Here is a 24,403-nt window from a genome sequence, read left to right as displayed (position 1 = left end):
CCCGCCGTCGTCCGGGCGGTACGCGTGGTTTGCCCGGCTTCCGGGCCCCTCCCGCGCACGGATCGTGTGAGGTAGCTTTCACCGCGCTGTTGCGGTGCGTGGACCAGCGCCACCGAGACGCGAGAAAACGGGGAGCGAGGTTGCGCGAGTTCACCAACCCTCCGCTGGTGTCGCCACCGCCGGCGGGCGGTCTGGCCGACGTCGTCTTCGAGCACGCCCGGACCGATCCGCGGCACATCGCGCTCGGCCGCAAGGACGCCACCGGGCAGTGGCGGGACGTGACCGCCGCCGAGTTCCGCGACGAGGTCATGGCCCTCGCCAAGGGCCTGCTGGCCGACGGCGTCCGCTTCGGCGACCGCGTCGCGATCATGGCCCGCACCCGCTACGAGTGGACCCTCTTCGACTTCGCCCTGTGGACCATCGGCGCCCAGGTCGTGCCCGTCTACCCCACCTCCTCGGCCGAGCAGTGCTTCTGGATGCTGCACGACGCCGAGGTGTCCGCGGCGGTCGTGGAGCACGAGGACCACGCGATGACCGTCGCCACCGTCATCGACCGGCTGCCGAACCTGCGCCGGCTGTGGCAGCTGGACGCCGGCTGTGTGCAGGAGCTGTACGACGCCGGGGCGCACCTGGACGACGAGGTGGTGCACCGGCACCGGCAGGCGGTCACCCCGGACTCGGTCGCCACCGTCATCTACACCTCCGGCACCACGGGCCGCCCCAAGGGCTGTCTGCTGTCCCACGGCAACTTCATGTGCGAGGCGGACACCGTGCTGCGGGGGTGGGAGCCGGTGTTCCACTCCAGGAAGGGCGACGAGGCGTCCACGCTGCTGTTCCTGCCGCTGGCGCACGTCTTCGGGCGGATGGTGGAGGTCGCCGCGATCCGCGGCCGGGTCCGGTTCGGGCACCAGCCGCAGCTGCACGCCGCCGCCCTGCTGCCCGACCTGGCCGCGTTCCGGCCGACGTTCATCCTCGCGGTGCCGTACATCTTCGAGAAGGTGTTCCACGCGGCCCGCCGCAAGGCCGAGCGGGAGGGCAGGTCGGGGCCGTTCGAGAAGGCCGTCGACGTCGCCGTGAAGTACGCGGAGGCGGTGGAGGCCAAGGCGTGGGGCACCGGGCCGGGCCCGTCGGCGGGGCTGCGGATGCAGCACCAGCTGTTCGACAAGCTGGTGTACGCCAAGGTCCGCGCCGCGATGGGCGGGCGGATCCGCAACGCGATGTCCGGCGGATCGGCGATGGACCGCCGGCTGGGGCTGTTCTTCGCGGGCGCGGGCGTGCAGATCTACGAGGGCTACGGGCTGACCGAGTCGACGGCCGCCGCGACCGCCAACCCGCCCGGGCGCACCCGCTACGGCACCGTGGGCCCGCCCGTCCCGGGCGTGACCGTGCACATCGCCGACGACGGGGAGATCTGGCTGCGCGGCGGCACCGTCTTCCAGGGCTATCTCCACAACCAGAAGGCGACCGACGAGACCCTGCACGACGGCTGGCTGGCCACCGGCGACCTGGGCGCGCTGGACGAGGACGGCTATCTGACCATCACCGGCCGCAAGAAGGAGATCCTGGTGACCTCCGGCGGCAAGAGCGTGTCGCCGGGCGTGCTGGAGGAGCGGGTCCGCGAGCATCCGCTGGTCAGCCAGTGCATCGTGGTCGGCAACGACCGCCCCTACATCGCCGCCCTGGTCACGCTGGACCGGGAGGCGGTCGAGCACTGGCTGCAGATGCGCGGCAAGCCGGGGATGACCGCGGCGGAGCTGGTGCGCGACGCGGAGCTGGAGGCGGAGGTGCGGCGCGCGGTGGTGGCCGCCAACACGCTGGTCTCGCAGGCGGAGTCGATCCGCACCTTCCGCATCCTGGCCCAGCCGTTCAGCGAGGAACACGGCCTGCTGACGCCGTCGTTGAAGCTGAAGCGGAAGGCGATCGAGAAGGCGTACGCGAACGAGGTGGAGGCGCTCTACCGCCTCTGACGCCCCGCCGCGCGGCCCCTTCGCGGGGCGGCGCCCGGGGGGACGCGCGCGGCCGGGAATTCACGGTGACGCGCGTGGCCAGGAATGCGGAACGGCCCGTGATCGTTGACCATGGGAGTAACACCTGTCGACAACCGAAGGACCAAGAGGCTCGTGAGCAGCAACGTCCCCCCGATCATCCTCAACAACGGCGTCGAGATGCCCCAGCTGGGATACGGCGTCTGGCAGGTGCCGGACGACGAGGCCGAGCGAGCCGTCGCCACGGCGCTCCAGGCCGGCTACCGCAGCATCGACACCGCCGCGATCTACGGCAACGAGGAGGGCACCGGCAAGGCCATCGCCGCCTCCGGCGTGCCCCGCGAGGAGATCTTCGTCACCACCAAGGTGTGGAACAGCGACCACGGCTACGACGCCACGCTGCGCGCCTTCGAGGCGTCGCTGGCGAAGCTGGGGCTCGACTACGTCGACCTGTACCTGATCCACTGGCCGCTGCCGTCCCGGGACGCGTACGTCGACACCTACAAGGCGTTCGAGAAGCTGTACGCGGACAAGCGGGTGCGTGCCATCGGTGTCTCCAACTTCCTGCCCGAGCACCTGCGGCGGCTGACCGAGGAGACCTCGGTCATTCCGGCGGTCAACCAGATCGAGCTCCACCCCCACCTCCAGCAGCGGAAGTCGCGCGAGGTCCACGGCGAGCTGGGCATCGCCACCGAGGCGTGGTCGCCGCTCGGCCAGGGCAAGGGCCTGCTGGAGGTGCCCGCGATCGTGGCGATCGCGCGCAAGCACGGACGCACCCCGGCCCAGGTCGTGCTGCGCTGGCACCTCCAGCTGGGCAACATCGTGATCCCGAAGTCCGTGACGCCGTCCCGGATCAAGGAGAACATCGCGGTGTTCGACTTCAGCCTGGACGACGAGGACCTCGCGGCGATCAGCGCGCTCAACGAGGACCGGCGGCTCGGCCCCGACCCGGCCACCTTCGACATGGCCTGATCACCATGGCCTGATCCCCGGCCTGCCCTGAGCACCGGCCCGGCGCGGCCCCGCGGCTCAGTCGAGGCGCACGTCGGCGTACACGACCTCGAACTCCTCGAGGCCGACCACGTCGACGTGCGCCTTGGCCGTCGCCTCGTGGCGCACGCCGGCCATGGCCGCCCGCGAGGCGGCCAGCGCGGCGCGGTCGGTGAACAGGGCGCCGGCCACGGCCCGGCCCCGCTCCCGGTCGAGCAGCAGGGTGGTCCGGCACAGCCCCGGCAGCGATTCGGCCCGCGGCACCACCGTGGCCCGGAAGGCGTTGACGACCAGGTCCGCGTCGCGCGGGTCGAACTCCAGCCGGGCGGCGCGCAGTCCGCCGCCCTGCCGGGGGTGCTCGATCTGGTGGAACACCGCGGCCTCGTAGTTGGCGACCGACACCGTGCCGGCGAAGGGCTCCAGCAGCGCCTCGCGCCGCTCGCGCATGATCTCGTCGCTGTTGTGCCGCGCCGCCTCGGACTCCCACCAGCTCACCGCGAGGAGTTTGCCGAGTTCGCGGTCCACGAAGATGCCCGCGCCCCGGTATCCCGGGCGTTCCTCCAGCAGGTCCCGCCCTCCGCTGTTCAGCGACCGCACGGCCCTGTCCAGCAGTGCGGGATCACCGGTCGCGTACACCGCGCGTACGAACATGAGACTCGCCTCCGCAAACGGCGACCGTGGAACGGCCGGACGTCCAGGACACATCCGACCCCACCAGTCTCTCCAGCGGCCGCAATCACCGCAATGCGCACGGATTTCAGCCGTTCGCCACCCCGGGGTTGACGGGGACATGCCGTCGGGGCACGGTGTACCCCATCCGGAAGGAAACTTTCCTAACAGAAGGGTCCCGCCGTGCGTCTCCGAACCTTCACCCTCGCCGCGGCCTCCGGCACCGCCCTGCTCGCCGCCGGTCTCCTGCCCGCCGACGCCACCGCCGCCGCCCCCAGGTCCGCCCAGGAGGGCACGGTCAGCGCCGCCGACCTGCTCGCCAAGGTGACCTCCTGTTCGCAGATCTCCAGCGGCAAGTACCGGACCGACGAGGAGACCTCGGCCACGGTCCCCGTGTGCGGCAAGAACGGCGCGGTGTTCTGGAAGGCGGACATGGACATCGACTGCGACGGCCAGCGCACCACCAACTGCAACGAGAACCGCGACCCCTGGTTCCAGGCCGACACCGCCTTCCACCAGTCCGACGGCAAGCCGCTGAACGCGGAGACCCTGCCCTACGTCGTGGTGCCCAGCACCAGCGGCATCTGGAACTACTCGAACGCCGGGATCAAGGGCGGCGGTGTGGTCGCCGTCGTCTACAACAACAAGGTCGAGTACGCCGTCGTCGGCGACACCGGCCCCTCGCAGATCATCGGCGAGGCGTCGTACGCCACCGCCAAGGCGCTCGGCATCGACCCGGACCCCGAGACCGGCGGCGCGGACTCGGGGGTGACCTACATCCTGTTCAAGAACTCCCAGGTCTCCCCCATAGAGAGCCACAGCGCCGCGGTCACCCTCGGGGACCGGCTGGCCAAGCAGTTCCTCGCGAACAACTGACGCCGGTCGTCCGTCAGACGGGCTGGCCCACCGGACGGACGACCACGGTGTTGACATCCACCCCGGCCGGCTGCCGGATCGCCCAGACCACCGAGTCGGCGATCTGGTCCGCGGTCAGCAGATGCCCCGGGGGCAGGCTGCCGTAGCCGTCCCAGAAGGGCGTCTCCACCCGGCCGGGGGCCACCAGCGTGACCCCGACACCGAACTCCGTGACCTGCCGCCGGGTGTTCTCGGCGAGCCCCGTCACCGCCCACTTGGTGGCGCCGTAGAGGTTCCCGGGGCCGTGCACGAACCCGGCGACGCTGCCGATGAGGACGATCCGGCCCCGGGTCTCCTTCAGCGCGTCGACGGAGGCCCGGATGAGCAGGGCCGGGCCGAGCACGTTGGTGAGGACCATCTCGGCCCAGCCGGACGGGTCGCCGTCCGCCACGGTGTCATGGGTGGCGAACCCGGCGTTGGCGACGACGGTGTCCAGCCGGCCGTACGCCTTCAGCGTGCGGTCGACCGCCTGCTGGACGTCGGCGTGGTCCGCGGCGTCGCCGGCCACCGTCAGCAGCCCCTCGGGACGGCCGAGTCCGTCGGCGAAGTCCCGCAGCCGCCGCTCCCCGCGCCCGGTGACGGTCACCCGGTGCCCGGCGTCGAGGAGCTGCCGCGCCACGGCGGCGCCGATCCCGCTGCCGCCGCCGGTGATGAGCGCGACCGGAGAGTCGTTCGTGGTCATGTGTCTGGCCCCCTGCACATCGGTGAAGTGCCCGGAGTCCATCACTTGGAGAACACTTCAAGTCAAGTGCGGGTTCAGTCCTGGCGGACGGCGGTGTGCACGGTGTGGGCGCCGAGCACGAACACGTCCGGGCGTACGTGCACGCTCGCCGGGTCGGCGGGGTCCAGGAGCCGGTCGAGGGTGGCGCGGTCGTCGGCGTCCAGCGCCTCGCCGACGCCCTCGCGGACCCGGGACAGGTGCGCGGCGACATAGGCGCGGGCCCGGTCACCGGCCGGGGCGGGCAGGTCGAGCAGGAAGGTGCGGGTGCCGGTGTGCTTCAGGCCGGCCGCGGTCAGCAGGGCGGGCCAGTCCTCGGTCTCGGCGACGGAGCCCGGCAGTTCGACCCGCATCCGGGCGAACCACTCCTCCTCCAGCGCGTCGAGCCGGGCCTGGAGTCCGGGGCGGCCGATGCCGAGGTCCCGGGGCAGGAAGCGGGAGGGCAGCCCGCCCTCCAGCAGGGCCAGGGTGCCGCCGGGGGCCAGGTGGCCGGCGAACTCGGCGAGCGCGGCCCGCTGGTCGCCGAGGTGGTGCAGGCTGCGGCTGGCCCACAGCAGGTCGGCCGGGCGGTCCAGGCGGCCGAGGGCCTCGGGCAGTTCGCCGGCCAGGGTGTCGAAGCGGTCGCCGACGCCGAGCCGGGCGGCCCGGTCGCGGGCGCGTTCCAGCAGCGGGGCGCTGCCGTCGACGGCGACGACGCGGGCGGCGGGAAACGCCTCGGCGAACAGGCAGGAGACGACGCCGGGGCCGCTGCCCGCGTCCACGACGAGCCCGGGCCCGGTGACGTCCTGCCCGAGCCAGGCGATGGCCTCCCGGTAGAGGGGGGCGAACAGCTCCGCCTGCGACTGAAGCAGGTCGGCCAGTTCGTTCCAGTCGATGTCCGCGCCGTGCCCGTGGCCATGTCCGTGGCCGTGCCCGGCGTGGTGCCGGTGGTGCTGTTCGTGGTGTCCGTGTGCCATGGTGATCAGCCTCTCGTCCGGTTGCCGTCAGGGTGCGACGGCACACCGGCCGAGGGCCACTTCCGTTGCCGTTCCGGCAAACAGGGATGCCGAAACGGACCGCCGGGGCCCGGGGGTCGGGCGGGCCCCGGCGGAGTCACCGCGTTACGGCAGCGGCGGGTAGGCGTTCTTCATCAGCTGCTGGAACTGGGCGGAGAACCAGTGCCCGGCCAGCGGCGAGTTCGGCAGCGCGCCCGAGGGGTTGTTGCCGTTGCGCGCGTTGCCACCGTAGGTGGGGTCGCACATCTGGTCGAAGCCCTTGCCCTCGTCGTTGTCGATGGGGGCGCTGGCACCGTCGGACTGCCCCGGCGGCTTGGCCCACACGTAGGCGTCTATCCCGGCGGCGGGAGCGGCGGTCGGGCGTTCGCCGAGTCCGGCACCGCTCTGGTTGCACCAGTTGCCGACGTGGACGCGCCGGTCGATGCGGCCGCCGTTGACGTAGTTGTCGACCGAGGTCAGCGGGCCGGGGCCGGTGGGCCGGGCGGTGCCGCCCCAGCCGTTGCGGGAGGTGTCGATCAGCATGCCGATGTTGGAGCTGAACCCGGACGAGATCAGCTTGTCCCGCAGGCCCTGCGCGTACGACTGCTCGTCCACGTACTGGTTCCAGTCGACCCACTTCGACTGGCGGACGGTCTGGCCGTTCACGGTGTCGGTGACCTTGAAGTTGGGTTCCTTGGTCGGGCTGTAGTTGGCCGTGTTGACGATGAAGCCGGCCACGTCGCTCAGGCTGGCGCCGTTGGTCGTGGCGACCTTGTAGAACTCCTGGGCGGTCGGGCCGAGGTTGGTGTCCCAGCCGAGCCAGCCGTGGTGGCCGGCGTCGATGTAGTTGTATACGTTCGAGAGGTTGCCCAGCTTGTCCAGGGCGTAGCTCACGCCCTTCTCGTAGTTGCCGTTGGACTTCATGGTCACGCAGGCGTCGGTGGTGGTGTTGGTGCCGCCGGCGTTGGTGACCAGGTTGGGCAGCGAGTCGGGCTCGATGAGCGCGGAGATGCGCAGGCCCGCGTACTTGGAGTCGGCCAGGATCGAGGCGATGGCGTCGATGTACTGCGTCTTGTACTTGTCGATGTCCGTCGGGCCGAGTTCGCCGTTGGAGGCGAGGGCGGCGCAGTCCCGGCCGGGCAGGTCGTAGATGACCAGCTGGACGACCAGTTCGCCGGAGCCCTTCTGCTTGAGGGCCTCGTCCAGGTGGGCGCGCAGGCCCATGCCGCCGTTGACGCCGTTGATGGCCGCGATGCGGTCCAGCCAGACGAACGTGGGCTGGTTGGAGACGCGGCTGCCGCCCGGCTCGGCGGCGGCCAGCTTCGACCACTCCGGGTCCACGTACACCTTGGCGCCGGTGTACGGGTTGTCGACGCGGCCGGTGGTGCCTCCGCCGCCGTTGTCGCCCCCGCCGCCGTTGTCCCCGCCGCCGCCGTTGTCGCCGCCCCCGCCGCTGTCGACGTTGCAGGCGACCCCGTCGAGGGTGAACGTGGCGGGCACCGCGTTGGTGCCGGTGTAGCTGCCCTGGAACCCGAAGCTCACCGAACCGCCGGTGGCCAGCGAGCCGTTGTAGCTCTCGTTGGCGGCGGTGACCGCGTTGCCGCTCTGGCTGAGCTTGGCGTTCCAGCCGCTGGTGACCTTCTGGTCGCCGGCGTACGACCACTTCAGCGACCAACTGGACTTGGCGGGCGCGTTGTTGGTGATGGTCACGGCGGCCGTGAAGCCGGTGCTCCACTGGTTCTGCACCTTGTAGTCCACGGTGCAGGGGACGGCGGCGGCAGCGGCGGAGGCCGACTGCATGCCCAGTGCCGTCCCGGAGGCCCCGGCGACCAGCGCCAGGGCGGCGAGCAGTGATGTTCTGGTACGACTCATGAGTGCGGGTGTCCTTCGGTGTGATGTCGTGCCGTGTGGTGCCGTGTCGGGAACTGCGGGGTGACGGCGGGCGGGGGGTCGCGCGGCCCGGCGCCGTACGCGGTGGGTGTGCCGTCGTGGGCGTGGCGGTGGCGGGCGGCGGGGAGTCCGCCCGCCGGCTCGGCGGATTCGCGGGCGTTCCACTGCCCGGGGCCGTTCCGGAGACCCTTCGCCCACTGGCCGGTGGCGGCTGAAGGTGCGCAGAACGGGGGGTGGCGCATGAGCGAGTCCTCGCCGTGTGGTGTGCCCGGACGGACACGACGACTGATGGAAGCGCTCCCACTGGTGCGATGGAAGGTAGCGCCAACTGACCGGAAAGCACAGGGGGTTCGCTTTACTTTTTTACGTTCGGGTTCCCCGAATGTTTTTCGCAGTGTCCAGGTCTTGACCGTCCGTTACCTCGTCTTCACTATGGGAGCGCTCCCACTGGTTCAAGCCTTGACTTCTCCCCCGAGCCGCAGCCGCAAGGAGGAACCAGCACATGGATCCTGGACGCAGACGCACGACCGCGCGCCGGTTGTGGACCGCGGTGGCCGCCGCGTTCGCCCTGCCGCTGTCGATGCTCGCCACCGGCGCGGAGACCGCCCACGCGGCCGCCGTGCAGTGCAGTGTCGACTACAAGACCAACGACTGGGGCTCGGGCTTCACCGCCGACCTCACCCTCACCAACCGCGGTACGGACGCCATCAACGGATGGACGCTGACGTACGCCTACGCGGGCAACCAGAAGCTGAGCGGCGGCTGGAACGGGACCTGGTCCCAGTCCGGCCAGTCGGTCACCGTGAAGAACGCCTCCTACAACGGCACCATCGCCGCGGGCGCCGCCGTCTCCACCGGCGCCCAGTTCACCTACAGCGGCGCCAACACCGCTCCCACGTCCTTCGCCGTCAACGGCACCACCTGCGCCGGCGCCCACCAGCCCCCGGTGACCGTGCTGACCAGCCCGAGCCCGGGCGCGGTCTACTCCCAGGGGGACGCCGTCCCGCTCGCGGCGACCGCGGCGGCGGCCGACAACGCGACCATCAGCAAGGTGGAGTTCTACGACGACACCACGCTGCTGGGCACGGACACCAGCGCGCCCTACTCGCTCTCGGCCTCAAGTTTGACCGCGGGCAGTCATTCCCTGGTGGCGAAGGCGTACGACAGCCTGGGCGCGTCCGCCACCTCCACACCGGTGGGCATCACCGTGTCCTCCGGGCCCGCCGTGGTCGCCTCGCCGTCCCAACTGGGCGTCCAGCAGGGCAAGTCGGGCACGTTCTCGGTGAAGCTCTCCACGCAGCCGAGCGCGGACGTCACGGTGAGCACGACCCGCACGGACGGCAACACCGGCCTGTCCGTGACCGGTGGTTCCTCGCTGACCTTCACCCCGTCGAACTGGAACACCGCGCAGACCGTGACCATCACGGCCGACTCCTCCGGAACCGGCAGCGCGACCTTCACCGCGTCGGCCACCGGCCACACCAAGGCGACGGTCACGGTCACCGAGCTGCCCGCGGCCAAGGCGTACGACGCCCGCTTCCTGGACCTGTACGGGAAGATCACCAACCCGGCGAACGGCTACTTCTCCCCCGAGGGCATCCCGTACCACTCGGTGGAGACGCTGATCGTCGAGGCCCCGGACCACGGTCACGAGACCACCTCCGAGGCGTACAGCTATCTGCTGTGGCTGCAGGCGATGTACGGCAAGGTCACCGGCGACTGGTCGAAGTTCAACGGCGCCTGGGAGATCATGGAGAAGTACATGATCCCCACGCACGCCGACCAGCCGACGAACTCCTTCTACAACGCCTCCAAGCCGGCCACCTACGCGCCCGAGCTGGACACCCCGAACGAGTACCCGGCGAAGCTGGACACCTCGGTCTCGGTGGGCCCGGACCCGATCGCCGGTGAGCTGAAGAGCGCGTACAACTCGGACGACATCTACGGCATGCACTGGATCCAGGACGTGGACAACGTCTACGGCTACGGCAACGAGCCCGGCAAGTGCGAGGCCGGACCGACCGCCACCGGACCGTCGTACATCAACACCTTCCAGCGCGGCGTGCAGGAATCGGTCTGGGAGACGATCACGCAGCCGACCTGTGACGCCTTCAAGTACGGCGGCCGCAACGGCTATCTGGACCTGTTCACCGGCGACAGCTCCTACGCCAAGCAGTGGAAGTTCACCAACGCCCCGGACGCGGACGCCCGCGCGGTGCAGGCCGCCTACTGGGCGGATGTGTGGGCCAAGCAGCAGGGCAAGAGCGGTGACGTCTCCGCGACGGTCGCCAAGGCCGCCAAGATGGGCGACTACCTGCGCTACGCGATGTACGACAAGTACTTCAAGAAGATCGGCAACTGCACGAGCACGTCCTGCCCGGCCGGCACCGGCAAGGACGCCTCGCACTACCTGCTGTCCTGGTACTACGCCTGGGGCGGTGCCACCGACACCTCCGCCGGCTGGGCCTGGCGGATCGGCTCCAGCCATGTCCACGGCGGCTACCAGAACCCCCTGGCCGCCTACGCGCTCAGCTCCTTCGCCGACCTGAAGCCCAAGTCGGCCACCGGTGCGAGCGACTGGGGCAAGTCGCTCCAGCGGCAGCTGGAGTTCTACCAGTGGCTCCAGTCCTCCGAGGGCGGCATCGCGGGCGGTGCCACCAACAGCTGGGCCGGCCGCTACGCCTCCCCGCCCGCCGGCACCTCCACCTTCTACGGCATGGCCTACGACCCGGCGCCCGTCTACCACGACCCGCCGTCCAACCAGTGGTTCGGCTTCCAGGCGTGGTCGATGGAGCGGGTCGCCGAGTACTACCAGCAGACCGGGAACGCCCAGGCCAAGGCGATCCTCGACAAGTGGGTGAAGTGGGCGCTGTCCAAGACCACGATCAACCCGGACGGCACCTACCGCATCCCCTCCACCCTCCAGTGGTCGGGCCAGCCCGACACCTGGAACGCCACCAGCCCCGGCTCCAACAACGGGCTGCACGTCACCGTCGCCGACTACACCGACGACGTGGGCGTGGCCGCCGCCTACGCCAAGACGCTGACGTACTACGCCGCCAAGTCCGGTGACACGGCGGCCAAGTCCACGGCGAAGGCGCTGCTGGACGGCATGTGGAACAACTACCAGGACAGCCTCGGCATCGCCGTGCCCGAGACCCGGACCGACTACAGCCGGTTCAACGAGAAGGTGTACGTGCCGAGCGGCTGGAGCGGCACCATGCCCAACGGCGACGCGATCAACTCCTCGTCCACGTTCTCCTCGCTCCGCTCCTTCTACAAGAGCGACCCGAACTGGTCGAAGATCGAGGCCTACCTCAAGGGCGGCGCAGCGCCCGTGTTCACGTACCACCGGTTCTGGGCCGAGGCGGACATCGCCCTGGCCATGGGCTCGTACGCGGAACTGCTCGAATAGTCCCCGCCGGCACTCCGCGTACCCGGCCCCGCCACAGGACGGCGGGGCCACCCGGGCCGGGCGGCCCCCGACCGCACGGTCGGGCCGCCCGGCCCCCACGCACCGCCCCACCTCCGTGACCTTCTTGATACGACGTCAGGAAAGGTGTCCCCACCGTGCGCAGAACCCGCATCCTCGTGGCCGCGTTCTCGCTGGCCGCCGGACTGCTCGCCGGCACCCCGCCCGCACTGGCCGCCGCCTCCGCTCCGCCCCTCGCGGCGGACAGCTACACCTGGAAGAACGCCCGGATCGACGGCGGCGGTTTCGTCCCCGGGATCGTCTTCAACCGCACCGAGAAGAACCTGGCCTACGCCCGCACCGACATCGGCGGCGCCTACCGCTGGCAGCAGGCGACCAAGACCTGGACCCCGCTGCTGGACTCCGTGGGCTGGAACGAGTGGGGGCACACCGGAGTGGTGAGCCTCGCCTCCGACCCGGTCCAGCCGGACAAGGTGTACGCGGCCGTCGGGACGTACACCAACAGCTGGGATCCCACGGGCGGGGCCGTGCTGCGCTCCGCCGACCGGGGCGCGACCTGGCAGAAGACCGACCTGCCGTTCAAGCTGGGCGGCAACATGCCCGGCCGGGGCATGGGCGAGCGGCTGGCCGTCGACCCGAACCGGAACAGCGTGCTGTACCTGGGCGCGCCCAGCGGCAAGGGCCTGTGGCGGTCGACGGACTCCGGGGTGACCTGGTCGCAGGTGACGAGCTTCCCCAACCCCGGCGACTACCGGCAGGACCCGAGCGACACGAGCGGGTACGCGAGCGACATCCAGGGCATCGTCTGGGTCACCTTCGACGAGTCCACGGGCACCTCCGGGAGCGCGACCAAGACCCTCTACGTGGGCGTCGCCGACAAGGACAACGCGGTCTACCGCTCCACGGACGCGGGCGTCACCTGGACCCGGCTGGCGGGCCAGCCGACCGGGTACCTGGCGCACAAGGGCGTCCTGGACGCCGTGAACGGATACCTCTACCTCGCCTACAGCGACACGGGCGGCCCCTACGACGGCGGCAAGGGCCGGCTGTACCGCTACGCGACGGCGACCGGCGCCTGGACCGACATCAGCCCGGTCGCGGAGGCCGACACCTACTACGGTTTCAGCGGGCTGACCGTCGACCGGCAGCACCCGTCCACCCTCATGGCCACCGCGTACAGCTCCTGGTGGCCGGACACCCAGCTGTTCCGGTCCACCGACAGCGGCGCCACCTGGACGAAGGCGTGGGACTACACGTCGTACCCGAACCGCTCCGACCGCTACACCATGGACGTGTCCTCCTCGCCCTGGCTGACCTTCGGCGCGAACCCGTCACCGCCCGAACAGACGCCGAAACTGGGCTGGATGACGGAGGCGCTGGAGATCGACCCGTTCGACTCCGCCCGCATGATGTTCGGCACGGGCGCCACCATCTACGGCACCGAGGACCTCACGAAGTGGGACAGCGGCGGGCAGTTCAGCCTGAAGCCGATGGTGCGGGGCCTGGAGGAGACGGCGGTGAACGACCTGGCCGCGCCGCCCTCCGGCGGCGCCCGGCTGTTCAGCGCGCTCGGTGACATCGGCGGCTTCCGGCACACCGACCTGACCTCGGTCCCGTCCATGATGTACACCTCACCGACCTTCACCTCGACCACCAGCCTGGACTTCGCCGAGTCGAACCCGGACACGGTGGTCCGCGTCGGCGACCTGGACTCCGGGCCGCACATCGCGTTCTCCACGGACAACGGGGCCACCTGGTTCGCGGGCCAGGACCCTTCGGGTGTCTCGGGCGGCGGCACGGTGGCGGCGGCGGCGGACGGCAGCCGGTTCGTGTGGAGCCCGGCCGGCACCGGCGTGCGCCACACCACGGGCTTCGGGACCTCCTGGGCGGAGTCCGCCGGCATCCCGGCCGGCGCGATCGTCGAGTCCGACCGCGTCGACGCGAAGACCTTCTACGGCTTCAAGTCCGGGAAGTTCTATGTCAGTTCGGACGGCGGAGCGACCTTCACCGCCTCGCCGGCCACGGGCCTGCCGAGCGGGGACAGCGTGCGGTTCAAGGCGCTGCCCGGCGCCAAGGGCGATGTGTGGCTGGCGGGCGGGGCGGCGGACGGCGCGTACGGGCTGTGGCACTCCACCGACGGCGGCGCGAGCTTCACGAAGCTGCCGGGCGTGGAGCAGGCCGACACCGTCGGCTTCGGCAAGGCCGCCCCGGGCGCCTCGTACCAGACGCTCTACACCAGCGCGAGGATCGGCGGGGTGCGCGGCATCTTCCGCTCCACGGACAAGGGCGCCTCCTGGACCCGGATCAACGACGACGCCCACCAGTGGGGCTGGACCGGCGCGGCGATCACCGGTGACCCGCGGGTCTACGGCCGGGTGTACGTGTCGACGAACGGCCGCGGGGTCGTCTACGGCGACACCTCCGGCACCGGCGACACCGGCGGCGGCACCGACCCGGGGCCGGTGCCCACGGGCGCCTGTACCGTCAGCTACAAGATCACCAATCAGTGGGCCGACGGCTTCCAGGCCGACGTGACGCTGGCCAACACCGGCTCCTCGGCGTGGAACGGCTGGTCCCTCACCTGGTCCTTCGCCGACGGCCAGAAGATCACGCAGATGTGGAACGCCGGCTACACCCAGTCCGGTGCGACGGTCACGGCGAGGAACGTGAGCTGGAACGGCACGGTGGGGGCGGGCTCGTCGGTGGCCTTCGGCCTCACGGGAAGCCGGTCGGGTACGGCGAACAGCGGACCGGCGACGTTCAAGCTGGGCGACCGGACCTGTACGGTCGCCTGACGAGCGGCCCGGCGGGGGTGCCGGCCACGAGCGGCATCCCCGCCGGGTCCCCTACTTGACGGTGCCGGTGAAGATCGCCGCGTCCGATTCGAAGTCGGGGCTGACCTCGATCTGGATGAGCTTCTCCCCCTTGGGCAGTTCACAGCCCCACGGCACGTTCAGGGAGCGGCCCGGGAGCAGCTTGGTCTCCGGGCCGCCCTCCAGGCCGGCTTCGGAGTCGAAGACCGAGTCGCTGCTCTTGCCGTCCTTGCCGTAGGAGCAGTTGACGGTGAGCTGCGTGATGTCGAGGGCCTTCTTGCCGCCGTTCTTCACCTTCACGGTGAACTGGAGGTACGGCGTGTTCTCCGGCTCGGCGTACTCGCCGGTCACGGAGCGCTTGAAGTCGGAGAGGGCGACCTCGGTGGCCGGCTCGTAGACGGCGGTGTCGTCCAGGGCGTAGACGCCGTCCTCCTCCCCGCCGTCCTCGCTGTCCGTGGCTTCCTCGTCGTCGGCCGCCGCCGCGTCGTCGTCGGCGTCGGCGCCGTCCGCGCCCGCGGCGGCGGTCTCGGTGACGGTCACGGTGGGCGCCGGCTTGGCCTCGGCGTCTCCGCTGACCCCCACCGTGACCAGGGCCGAGACCGCGGCGGCGACGACGGCCGCCGCCACGGCGATGAGCGCGGTACGGGGCTTCCTCGGCGGTACGGGCGGCGGCGGGACCGGCGGTCCGTAGCCCGGCATGGGCGGTGGTGTGAAGTCGGTGCTCATGGGCCCCCCTGGGACGTGCCGTGTGATCTTCGCATGATCCCCTCTCGAAGCGGAATGTGAAAACTCCGTGATGGAATCGTGTCCGGGGGCCTGGTAGCGCCGTCACCACGGCTCAGGGCGAGGCGGGCGCCGCTTTCCGGAACGCGCGCACGCCGAAGAGCGGGTCGGCGCGCGGACGGTCCTGGTCGGGGAGCGCGGCCAGCCGGGCGGCGAACTCCTCGGTGCGCGGCTCGCCGGGCGGCAGCAGGGTGAACCAGCCCCGGCGCAGGTCGGCGATGGTCCGGCGGGGGCTGCGGCCCTGCCCGGGGCTGCGGAAGGAGCCGTGCCCGGCGGGCCGCAGCCCGTGCCGGGCGGCCTCGGCGGTGACGGCGGCGGGGGCGTCGGCCGCGGGCCGGCGCGGGCGGTCGGCGAGGACCGCGTCGATGTCACTGCCGACGTTGTGCGCGGCGGCCTTGTCGACGGTGGTGACGTACACCCCGCCGGGCCGCAGCACCCGGGCACACTCGGCGACGACCGCGCGCAGGTCCGCGGGGTCGTCCAGCAGGTGCAGCAGCCAGATGGTCGTGACGGCGTCGAACGTGCCGTCGGAGAAGGGCAGTCGGCGGCTGTCGGCCCGGACGACCGCGCCGGGCAGCCGGGCCGCCGCCCGGCGGAGCATCGCGGGGGTGAGGTCGGCGCCGGTCACCCGCAGCCCGGGGCGCGCGGCGGCGAGCCGCCGGGTGACGATCCCGGTGCCGCAGGCGACGTCGAGGAGGCGTCCGGGCCCGGGGGGTATCAGGCCGAGGACGGTGCGTGCGGCGGCCTCGGCCCGGGCCTCGCCGCCGCGCAGGGCGTCGTAGCCCTCGGCTTCCTTCTCGTAATCGAGCACATCGCTCAGTGTGCCCCGTGGCCTGGGGCGATGTCCTCCACCCTGCGGGCCAGTTCGAAGTCCTTGGCGGTGAGGGCGCCGCCCGCGCTGTGGGTGTTCACGCCGAGGGCCACGGAGTCGTAGCCGAGGGTCAGGTCGGAGTGGTGGTCCAGCTCGTCCTGGATGCCGGCGATGTGCACCACCAGCGCGGCGGCCGCGAAGTGCGAGCCGAGCCGGTAGGTCCGGGTGAGCCGCCCGTCCCGCACCGACCAGCCGGGCAAGTCGGCCAGGCGGTCCTCGATCTCCTGCTGCGACAGCGGTGCTACGGCCATGACCGTTCGCTCCTTTCCATGCGGGGGGGGGTGCGCCACCCAGCCTGCCACGGCCGGGGTACGGACGGCGGACCGACGTGTGCCGGGCCTCGACTAGGGTCACGGGTATGTCGGTTGCCGCCTCCGCCCGCCCCGTCTCCCCCGCCGCCGGCCCCGGTGTCGGCCCGTTGCTGCGCGCCTGGCGCGAGCGGCGCCGCGTCTCCCAGCTGGAGCTGGCGCTGCGGGCGGGCTCCTCGGCGCGGCACATCAGCTTCATCGAGACCGGGCGGTCCCGGCCGAGCGAGGAGATGGTGCTGCGGCTGGCGGAGCGGCTCCAGGTGCCGGTGCGCGAGCGCAACGCCCTGCTGCTGGCGGCCGGTTACGCCCCGCGCTATGCGGAGACCCCGCTGGACGCTCCGGCGCTGGAGGGCTTGCGGGACGGGCTGGAGCGGCTCATCCGGGGCTATGAGCCCTACCCCGCGCTGGTGGTCGACGCCGGGTACACGGTCGTCGCCGCCAACCGGGGCGTCGAGATGCTGCTGGCGGGGGTGCCGGAGAAGCTGCTGTCGCCGGCGCCGAACGCCATGCGGCTGACGCTGCACCCGGAGGGGCTGGCGCCGCGCATCCTGAATCTGCGTCAGTGGCGCGGGCATCTGCTGGCCCAGATGGAGCGGGAGATCGCCCTGCACCGCTCGGACCGGCTGCGGGCGCTGTACGAGGAGGTGGCGGCCTATCCGGTGCCCGAGGAGGAGCCGGATGCCGAACCGGTGGAGCCGGTCCCGTACTTCGCGCTGCCGCTGCGGGTGGAGCACGCCGGACGGATCCTGTCGTTCGTGTCCTCGATCTCCACGTTCAACACGCCGATGGACATCACGGTCGCCGAACTCGCCGTCGAGACCCTCCTGCCGGCGGACCGGGCCACCGCCGACCATCTGCGCGCGCTCGCCGGCTGACCGGCCCCGGCGCCTCGGCATCACCCGCCGTTCACCCGGCGGAGCCGGTCTTCGGGCGTGCGAGGGGCCCGGATGTGATCGGATAGGGGTACCGGGAACCCGGCAACCGCGATCCTCGCGAAAGGAAGCAACGTGGCAACCACGCGCACCGCGCACACCGTCTGGGAAGGCGAGCTGACCTCGGGCAGCGGCACCGTCACCTTCGACTCCTCCGGCATCGGCGAGCAGCCGGTGTCGTGGCCCTCGCGCGCCGAGCAGGCCAATGGCAAGACCAGCCCCGAGGAGCTGATCGCCGCCGCCCACTCCAGCTGCTTCTCCATGGCCCTCTCGCACGGTCTGACCGGCGCGGGCACCCCGCCCACCCGGCTGGAGACCAAGGCCGACGTCACCTTCCAGCCGGGCACGGGCATCACCGGCATCCACCTCACCGTGCGCGGCGAGGTGCCGGGTCTGGACGAGCAGGGCTTCGTCTCGGCGGCCGAGGACGCCAAGAAGAACTGCCCGGTCAGCCAGGCCCTGGCCGGTACGACGATCACCCTGACGGCCGAGCTGGCCTGACGCCCGCACGGCCCGGCGGTGCCGCGCCCCGGCCGGCGGGGCGCGGCACCGCTGTGTCCGGGCGCTCAGCCGCCCAGCCGCTCCCAGCCCCGCCGCTCCGGACGCGGGCCGAGCCGGCGGGGGTCCCGGGTGCGGTAGACCACGTACGGCCGGAACAGGTACTGCACCGGCGCGCTGAACATGTGCACCAGCCGGCTGTACGGCACGAACGCGATCAGCACCATGCCCACCACCGCGTGCGCCTGGTACAGCACCGGCACGCCCGTCATCAGCCCCGTCTCCGGCCGGAGGGTGAACAGACCACGCGCCCAGGGGGCGATGGTGCTCCGGTAGTCGTACCCGTTGCCGCCGGTGTGCGTCAGCTTGGCGACCATGCCCAGCACGATCGCGCCGAGCAGCAGCAGGTACATCGCCTTGTCGTTGGCCGTGGTGGCCCGGAAGACGGGGGCGCGGGTGCGGCGGCGGTAGACGAGCAGTCCGACCCCGGCGACCGTCAGCACGCCGGCCGCCGTCCCGCCGTACAGCGACATCAGGTGGTAGGCGTGCTCGTCCACGCCGAACGTCTCCGTCCAGGACACCGGCACGAACAGCCCCACCAGGTGTCCCGCCAGCACGAACAGGATGCCGTAGTGGAAGACCGGGGAGGCGATGTTCAGCAGCCGTGACTCGTACACCTGCGAGGAGCGGGTGGTCCAGCCGTACTTGTCGTAGCGGTAGCGCCAGACGAGGCCGGCCACCAGCAGGGCGAGGGCGACGTAGGGCAGGGCGCCCCACAGCAGGACGGTCATCGGCGTGCTCCGGGGTGGGAGGCGGGCAGGGCGGCGCAGACCGCGTCCAGGACGCCCGCGTACGGGGTGCCGCAGCCGGCCAGCCGGGTGCGCAACTGCTCCAGGCCGCTACGGTGCTCCGTCAGCAGGCCGGTCTCGCCGGTCCGCGCGGTGAACTCCAGCACGGCCGGCAGGAAGTCGGGCAGCTCCTCGCCGCTGAACTCCAGGCCGTGGCGGCGGTAGACGTCCTTGAAGCGCACCAGGGACATCCCGCGCCGCCGGGTGTCGCCGTCGTGCCACCAGCTCAGGTACAGGCTGTGCCGGTTCTTGAGGTCGAAGACCTCCACGTAGTGCGCGGCCAGGTCCAGCAGCGGGGTGACGGCCGCGTGGTCGGTGAACTCCCGCAGCTGCGGGGCGGCTTCGCGCAGCAGCGGCAGCCGGGCGATGAGGTCGTCGTCCGGGTAGGTCAGGCACAGGGCCGCCGCCTGGTAGAGCACCGCGTCCGAGGGCATCAGGCCTCCTCCGCGTCGTCCGAGGTCTGGCGTCTGCGCAGCAGGTGGAAGTTCTCCACCGACACCAGCGGGAGCCGTCTGCGGCCGGAGTCCCGGCCGAACGGCCCGTCGCCGCCCATGCCGGGTCCGCCCGGGTGGTCGAGGCTGCACCCGGCGGGCACCGCCGACTCCTCCAGCCGGCGGGCGTCCCCGACGGCGGCGGTCGGGATGACGTACCGCTCCTCGTACTTGGCGATGGCCAGCAGCCGGTACAGGGCCTCGATGTCGGCCGGGCGCATACCGGCCGCCGACGCGGTCTCAGGGTCCGGTGTCTCACCGAGGTTGAGGGCGCGCATGTGGGAGCGCATCGCGGCGAGCTTCTCCAGCGAGGCCCGTACCGGCCCGGTGTCGCCCGCCGTGAACATCTCCGCCAGGTACTCCAGCGGGATGCGCAGGGTGTCGATGGCGCCGAACAGGTTGCCCGCGTCCTCCCCGTCGTGCCCGGTGGCGGACAGCGCGTCCACCACCGGCGACAGCGGCGGGATGTACCAGACCATCGGCATCGTCCGGTACTCGGGATGCAGCGGCAGCGCCACCCGGTACCGGCTGACCAGCGCGTGCACGGGCGAGCGGCGGGCCGCCTCGGTCCACTCGCGGGGGATGCCGGCGTCCTCGCAGGCGCGCAGCACCTTGGGGTCGTCCGGGTCGAGGAACACGCCCAACTGGGCCTCGTACAGGTCCTTGTCGTCCGGTACGGAGGCGGCGGCGGTCACCTTGTCGGCGTCGTACAGCAGGACCCCGAGGTAGCGCAGCCGGCCCACGCAGGTCTCCGAGCACACCGTCGGCAGGCCGACCTCGATCCGCGGGTAGCACAGGGTGCACTTCTCGGCCTTGCCGGTGGCGTGGTTGAAGTACACCTTCTTGTACGGGCATCCGGTCACGCACATCCGCCAGCCCCGGCAGTGGTCCTGGTCGACCAGGACGATGCCGTCCTCGGCCCGCTTGTACATCGCCCCGGACGGGCAGGAGGCCACGCACGAGGGGTTCAGGCAGTGCTCGCAGATCCGCGGCAGATAGAACATGAACGTCTGCTCGTAGGCGAACCGCACCTTGTCGGACGCCTCTTGGCGCAGGCGTTCCACCATCGGGTCCAGGTCGCCGTAGGCGGGGGCGCCGCCGAGGTTGTCGTCCCAGTTCGAGGACCACTCGATCTTCATCGGCTCCCCGGTGATCGACGACACCGGCCGGGCCACCGGGTAGTCGTCGCCGAGCGGGGCGTCGGTGAGGTTGCGGTACTCGTACGTCCAGGGTTCGTAGTAGTCCTTGATCTCCGGGAGCCGGGGGTTGGAGAAGATCCCGGCGAGCTTCCTGAACCGGCCGCCGGCCTTGAGGGTGAGCGCGCCGCGCCGGTTCAGCTCCCAGCCGCCGCGCCACTTCTCCTGGTCCTCGTAGCGGCGCGGATAGCCCTGCCCGGGGCGGGTCTCCACGTTGTTGAACCAGACGTACTCCATGCCGCGCCGGTTGGTCCACGCCTGTTTGCAGGTGACCGAACAGGTGTGGCAGCCGATGCACTTGTCGAGGTTCATCACCATCGCGATCTGGGCCATCGGACGCATCAGTACTCGACCTCCTGGCCGCGGCGGCGGATGACCGTGACCTCGTCGCGCTGGTTGCCCGTCGGGCCCAGGTAGTTGAACGCCCAGGACAACTGCGCGTATCCGCCGATCAGATGGGACGGCTTGAGCAGCAGCCGGGTCAGGGAGTTGTGGATGCCGCCGCGCATCCCGGTGGTCTCCGTCTTCGGGACGCTCACCGTGCGCTCCTGCGCGTGGTGCAGGTAGACGGTGCCGGGCGGCATACGGTGCGAGACGATCGCGCGGGCCACGACCACGCCGTTGCGGTTGACCGCCTCCACCCAGTCGTTGTCCCCGGCCCCGATCGCGTCGGCGTCCTGCGGGGACATCCAGATGGTCTGCCCGCCCCGGGAGAGGGCCAGCATGAACAGGTTGTCCTGGTACTCGGAGTGGATCGACCACTTGTTGTGCGGGGTGAGGTAACGCACCGTCACCTCCCGCTGTCCGTCCGCTCCGAGGCGTGGTTCGCCGAACAGCCGGTGCATGTCCAGCGGCGGCCGGTACACCGGCAGGGCCTCGCCGAGTTCGTGCATCCAGTCGTGGTCGAGGAAGAAGTGCTGTCGGCCGGTGAGGGTGTGCCAGGGTTTGGCGTGCTCGGTGTTGAGCGTGAAGGCCGTGTAGCGCCGGCCGCCGGACTCGCTGCCCGACCACTCCGGCGAGGTGATCACCGGCACGGGCGCCGCCTGGGTGTCGGCGTACGTGACCCGTTTGCCCTCGTGCTCGGCGGCGAGATGGGCCATCGGCCGCCCGGTGCGCCGCTCCAGCGTGCGGAAACCCTCGGTGGCCAGGCGCCCGTTGGTGGTGCCGGACAGGGCGAGGATGGTGTTCGCCGCCTTCACGGCCGTGTCCAGCGACGGCCGCCCCTGGTAGCCGGTGCCGTTGGACTTCCGCAGCTGGGAGACCTCCACGTCCGGGCGCAGGGCGATCCCCTTGACGGCGAGGCCGGCTTTCTCCACCAGCGGGCCGAGGGAGGTGAACTTGGCGGCGACCGCGGTGTAGTCGCGCTCCACGACGGTCAGGTTCGGCAGGGTCCTGCCGGGTACGGGATCGCACTCGCCGCGCCTCCAGTCCCGCACCACCCCGCCGGGCTGGGCGCACTCGGCCGGAGTGTCGTGCTGGAGCGGGCTCGCCACCAGGTCCTTGCGGACCCCCAGATGGTCCACGGCCAGCTCGCTGAGCTTCTGGGCGAGCGCCTTGAAGGTGTCGAAGTCGGTGCGGGCCTGCCAGGGCGGGTCCACGGCCGGGGTGAACGCGTGCACGAAGGGGTGCATGTCGGTGGAGGACAGGTCGTGCTTCTCGTACCAGGTCGCGGCCGGCAGCACCACGTCCGACAGCAGCGTGGAGGAGGTGTGCCGGAAGTCCAGCGACAGCAGCAGGTCGAGCTTGCCCTCCGGTGCCGGCTCCCGCCAGGTCACGTCCCTCGGCCGCTCGCCGGGCGCGGCCTGCTCGGCGCGCAGCGAGGAGTGGGTGCCCAGCAGGTGCCGGGTGAAGTACTCGGCGCCCTTGGCCGAGGAGCCCAGCAGATTGGCCCGCCACAGGGTCAGCACGCGCGGCCAGTTCTCCGGGGCGTCCGGGTCCTCGCAGGCGAACCTCAGGGTGCCGGCGCGCAGCGCGGCCACCGCCTTCGCCACCGGGTCGCCGCTCTCCTCGCCCAGGTCGAGCGGGTTGCGGTCGAAGGTGGGGTACGACGGCATCCAGCCCGCGCGGGCGGACAGCGCCAGGCAGTCCGCGGCAGTCATCCCGGCGAACCGGCCCTCGCCGAGCGGGGAGGCGAGCACATCGGCACCGAAACGGTCGTAGCGCCACTGGTCGGTGTGCAGGTACCAGTACCCGGTGCCGATCGCCTGCCGGGGCGGGCGGGACCAGTCGGAGGCGGCGGCCAGCGTCGCCCAGCCGGTCACCGGGCGGCACTTCTCCTGGCCCACGTAGTGCGCCCAGCCGCCGCCGTTGCGGCCCTGGCAGCCGGTGAGCTTCAGCAGGGCCAGGAAGGCGCGGTAGATCGTCTCGGAGTGGAACCAGTGGTTGGTGCCCGCCCCCATGATGATCATGCAGCGGCCCCGGGAGCGCTCGGCGGTCCGCGCGAACTCCCGCGCGATGCGCACGCACTGGGCGGCCGGGACGGAGGTGTGCGTCTCCTGCCAGGCGGGGGTGGCCGGGGTACGGTCGTCGTCGTAGGAGGCGGGCCAGTCGCCGGGCATCCCGGGGCGGGCCACCCCGTACTGGGCCAGCAGCAGGTCGTAGACGGTCGTCACCAGCGGGCCGTCCGCGCCGCCCAGCCGGGTGGCCGGCACGCTGCGCCGCAGCACCTCGCCCCGCCCCTGCCCGTGTGTCCCGCCCTCGGTGTCGAACCGGGGCAGCAGCACCTCCACCGGCACCGCGACCTCGCTGCCGTACAGGCTCAACACGGGCCGGATCTCCCCCAGTTCGAGGTTCCAGCGGCCCTCGCCCGACTCGGTCCAGCGAAAGCCCAGGGAGCCGTTCGGCACCACCGCGCGGCCGGTCGTCTCGTCCAGGACGGCCGTCTTCCACTCCGCGCCCTCCCCGTCCCGGCCGATGTCGGTGGCGCGCAGGAACTTCGCCGGCACCCACGCCCCGTCCCGCTCGGCGAGCGTCACCAGGAACGGCAGGTCGGTGAACTTCCGTACGTAGTCGGTGAAGAACGGCGTCTGCCGGTCGACGAAGAACTCCTTGAGGATCACATGGCCCATCGCCAGGGCCAGCGCGCCGTCCGTGCCCGGGTGCGGGTGCAGCCAGGCGTCGGCGAACTTCGTGGCGTCCGCGTAGTCGGGTGAGACCACCACCACCTTCTGGCCCCGGTACCGCGCCTCCGCCATCCAGTGCGCGTCCGGGGTGCGGGTCACCGGGACATTGGACCCCCACATGATCAGGTAGGCGGCGTCCCACCAGTCGCCGGACTCCGGTACGTCCGTCTGGTCGCCGAAGACCTGCGGGGAGGCCACCGGGAGGTCGGCGTACCAGTCGTAGAACGACAGCATGGACGCGCCGATCAGCGAGTGGTAGCGGGCGCCGGCCGCGTGCGACACCATCGACATCGCCGGGATCGGGGAGAACCCGGCGATCCGGTCGGGGCCGTAGGTCTTGATGGTGTGCACCTGCGCGGCGGCGACCAGTTCCACCGCTTCCTCCCAGCGCGCCCGCACCAGGCCGCCCTTGCCGCGCGCCCGCTGGTAACGGCGCCGCCGCTCGGGGTCGTTCTGGATGTCCGCCCAGGCCAGCACCGGGTCCCCCAGCCGCCGTTTCGCCTCCCGGTACATCTGGAGCAGCACGCCCCGGACATAGGGGTAGCGGACCCGGGTGGGCGAGTAGGTGTACCAGGAGAACGCGGCGCCGCGCGGGCAGCCGCGCGGCTCGTACTCGGGCCGGTCCGGGCCCACCGAGGGATAGTCCGTCTCCTGGGTCTCCCAGGTGATGATCCCGTCCTTGACGTACACCTTCCACCGGCAGGAGCCGGTGCAGTTCACGCCGTGGGTGGAGTGCACCACCTTGTCGTGGCTCCACCGGTCCCGGTAGAAGGCGTCCGCCTGCCGGCCGCCGGTCAGGGTGACGCTGTGCAGGTCGGGCGCGGGTGTGCCGGGCCGGAAGAAGCGGCCCGCGGACAGCAGGGCCGCGCCGGGCTCCCTGGGCGGTCTCCGCGTGTCGGTCACATGCGCTCCCTCGGTTCGCCCCCGTACTCAGAACCTAGGGGGAGGCCCGGCGGGGCACCCGTCC

18 protein-coding genes are annotated in these 24,403 nt (G+C 71.6%); 7 read left to right on the top strand and 11 right to left on the bottom strand.

Translation table 11 applies throughout. From position 1 onward, the window contains the following. The first annotated feature begins 140 nt into the window (after positions 1-140). Together IE251_RS16015 and IE251_RS16010 are read left to right on the top strand one after the other, a co-directional pair. Positions 141-1,967: an AMP-dependent synthetase/ligase gene (locus IE251_RS16015; protein ID WP_189753616.1), complete on the top strand. Its 1,827-nt coding sequence runs from the start codon at positions 141-143 to the stop codon at positions 1,965-1,967. Between the two features lie 153 nt (positions 1,968-2,120). Next, the gene (locus IE251_RS16010) at positions 2,121-2,957 is read left to right on the top strand and encodes an aldo/keto reductase (protein ID WP_189753615.1); all 837 of its coding nucleotides are present in this window, start codon (positions 2,121-2,123) and stop codon (positions 2,955-2,957) included. Between the two features lie 57 nt (positions 2,958-3,014). Here the strand turns inward: IE251_RS16010 and IE251_RS16005 are convergent, their stop codons facing one another. Further along, the gene (locus tag IE251_RS16005; protein WP_189753614.1) at positions 3,015-3,626 is read right to left on the bottom strand and encodes a hypothetical protein; all 612 of its coding nucleotides are present in this window, start codon (positions 3,624-3,626) and stop codon (positions 3,015-3,017) included. Positions 3,627-3,827: 201 nt separating this feature from the next. Between IE251_RS16005 and IE251_RS16000 the strand changes: the two genes are divergently transcribed. Beyond that, on the top strand, positions 3,828-4,520 hold the full coding sequence (locus tag IE251_RS16000; RefSeq protein WP_189753613.1) for a glycoside hydrolase family 75 protein: 693 nt from the start codon (positions 3,828-3,830) through the stop codon (positions 4,518-4,520). Positions 4,521-4,533: 13 nt separating this feature from the next. Here IE251_RS16000 and IE251_RS15995 read toward each other — a convergent pair whose 3' ends face one another. The 3 genes from IE251_RS15995 to IE251_RS15985 all read right to left on the bottom strand — a co-directional run bounded on the left by IE251_RS15995 (position 4,534) and on the right by IE251_RS15985 (position 8,123). Further along, positions 4,534-5,241 (bottom strand): SDR family oxidoreductase, encoded by a 708-nt coding sequence (locus IE251_RS15995; RefSeq protein WP_189753612.1) that lies wholly within the window; start codon positions 5,239-5,241, stop codon positions 4,534-4,536. Positions 5,242-5,315: 74 nt separating this feature from the next. After that, positions 5,316-6,233 (bottom strand): class I SAM-dependent methyltransferase, encoded by a 918-nt coding sequence (locus IE251_RS15990; protein ID WP_189753611.1) that lies wholly within the window; start codon positions 6,231-6,233, stop codon positions 5,316-5,318. A 144-nt stretch (positions 6,234-6,377) separates the two neighbouring features. Next, positions 6,378-8,123, bottom strand: coding sequence for a glycoside hydrolase family 6 protein (locus IE251_RS15985; protein ID WP_189753610.1), 1,746 nt, complete (start codon positions 8,121-8,123; stop codon positions 6,378-6,380). 520 nt (positions 8,124-8,643) lie between these two features. On the opposite strand from IE251_RS15985, the gene IE251_RS15980 reads away from it, so the two are divergent. Together IE251_RS15980 and IE251_RS15975 are read left to right on the top strand one after the other, a co-directional pair. After that, on the top strand, positions 8,644-11,556 hold the full coding sequence (locus IE251_RS15980) for a glycoside hydrolase family 48 protein (RefSeq protein WP_189753609.1): 2,913 nt from the start codon (positions 8,644-8,646) through the stop codon (positions 11,554-11,556). Positions 11,557-11,711: 155 nt separating this feature from the next. Beyond that, on the top strand, positions 11,712-14,369 hold the full coding sequence (locus IE251_RS15975) for a cellulose binding domain-containing protein (RefSeq protein ID WP_189753608.1): 2,658 nt from the start codon (positions 11,712-11,714) through the stop codon (positions 14,367-14,369). A 51-nt stretch (positions 14,370-14,420) separates the two neighbouring features. On the opposite strand, the gene IE251_RS15970 is transcribed toward IE251_RS15975, so the two are convergent. The 3 genes from IE251_RS15970 to IE251_RS15960 form a co-directional block, all read right to left on the bottom strand. Further along, positions 14,421-15,113 carry a DUF4352 domain-containing protein gene (locus IE251_RS15970; RefSeq protein WP_189753607.1) on the bottom strand — a complete coding sequence of 231 codons (693 nt, stop codon included), beginning with the start codon at positions 15,111-15,113 and terminating at the stop codon, positions 14,421-14,423. Between the two features lie 112 nt (positions 15,114-15,225). Then, positions 15,226-15,981: a class I SAM-dependent methyltransferase gene (locus tag IE251_RS15965; protein ID WP_189753606.1), complete on the bottom strand. Its 756-nt coding sequence runs from the start codon at positions 15,979-15,981 to the stop codon at positions 15,226-15,228. A 5-nt stretch (positions 15,982-15,986) separates the two neighbouring features. Continuing rightward, complete coding sequence (locus IE251_RS15960) at positions 15,987-16,292, bottom strand: 4a-hydroxytetrahydrobiopterin dehydratase (RefSeq protein WP_189753605.1); 306 nt, start codon at positions 16,290-16,292, stop codon at positions 15,987-15,989. 107 nt (positions 16,293-16,399) lie between these two features. Between IE251_RS15960 and IE251_RS15955 the strand changes: the two genes are divergently transcribed. Continuing rightward, on the top strand, positions 16,400-17,224 hold the full coding sequence (locus tag IE251_RS15955) for a helix-turn-helix domain-containing protein (protein WP_189753604.1): 825 nt from the start codon (positions 16,400-16,402) through the stop codon (positions 17,222-17,224). A gap of 132 nt (positions 17,225-17,356) precedes the next feature. After that, a complete protein-coding gene (locus tag IE251_RS15950; RefSeq protein WP_189753603.1) occupies positions 17,357-17,782 on the top strand; it encodes an OsmC family protein in 426 nt (141 codons plus the stop codon). A gap of 65 nt (positions 17,783-17,847) precedes the next feature. Here the strand turns inward: IE251_RS15950 and narI are convergent, their stop codons facing one another. The 4 genes from narI to IE251_RS15930 are packed head-to-tail and all read right to left on the bottom strand — an operon-like array spanning position 17,848 to position 24,339. Then, positions 17,848-18,570 (bottom strand): respiratory nitrate reductase subunit gamma, encoded by a 723-nt coding sequence (narI, locus tag IE251_RS15945; RefSeq protein ID WP_189753602.1) that lies wholly within the window; start codon positions 18,568-18,570, stop codon positions 17,848-17,850. Next, complete coding sequence (gene narJ / locus IE251_RS15940; RefSeq protein ID WP_189753601.1) at positions 18,567-19,061, bottom strand: nitrate reductase molybdenum cofactor assembly chaperone; 495 nt, start codon at positions 19,059-19,061, stop codon at positions 18,567-18,569. The genes narI and narJ overlap by 4 nt, the downstream gene beginning before the upstream one ends. Next, positions 19,061-20,656, bottom strand: a complete 1,596-nt coding sequence (narH, locus tag IE251_RS15935; RefSeq protein WP_189753600.1) for a nitrate reductase subunit beta — start codon at positions 20,654-20,656, stop codon at positions 19,061-19,063. Before narH ends, narJ begins: the two co-directional genes overlap by 1 nt. Further along, positions 20,656-24,339 carry a nitrate reductase subunit alpha gene (locus IE251_RS15930; RefSeq protein ID WP_189753599.1) on the bottom strand — a complete coding sequence of 1,228 codons (3,684 nt, stop codon included), beginning with the start codon at positions 24,337-24,339 and terminating at the stop codon, positions 20,656-20,658. The genes narH and IE251_RS15930 overlap by 1 nt, the downstream gene beginning before the upstream one ends. Between the last annotated feature and the right edge of the window lie 64 nt (positions 24,340-24,403).

It is taken from the genome of Streptomyces eurythermus (assembly GCF_014649115.1).
GTDB classification, from domain to species: Bacteria; Actinomycetota; Actinomycetes; order Streptomycetales; family Streptomycetaceae; genus Streptomyces; species Streptomyces eurythermus.
Note: the sequence above shows the minus strand (reverse complement) of the source record. Positions and strands in the feature narration are given on the sequence as shown.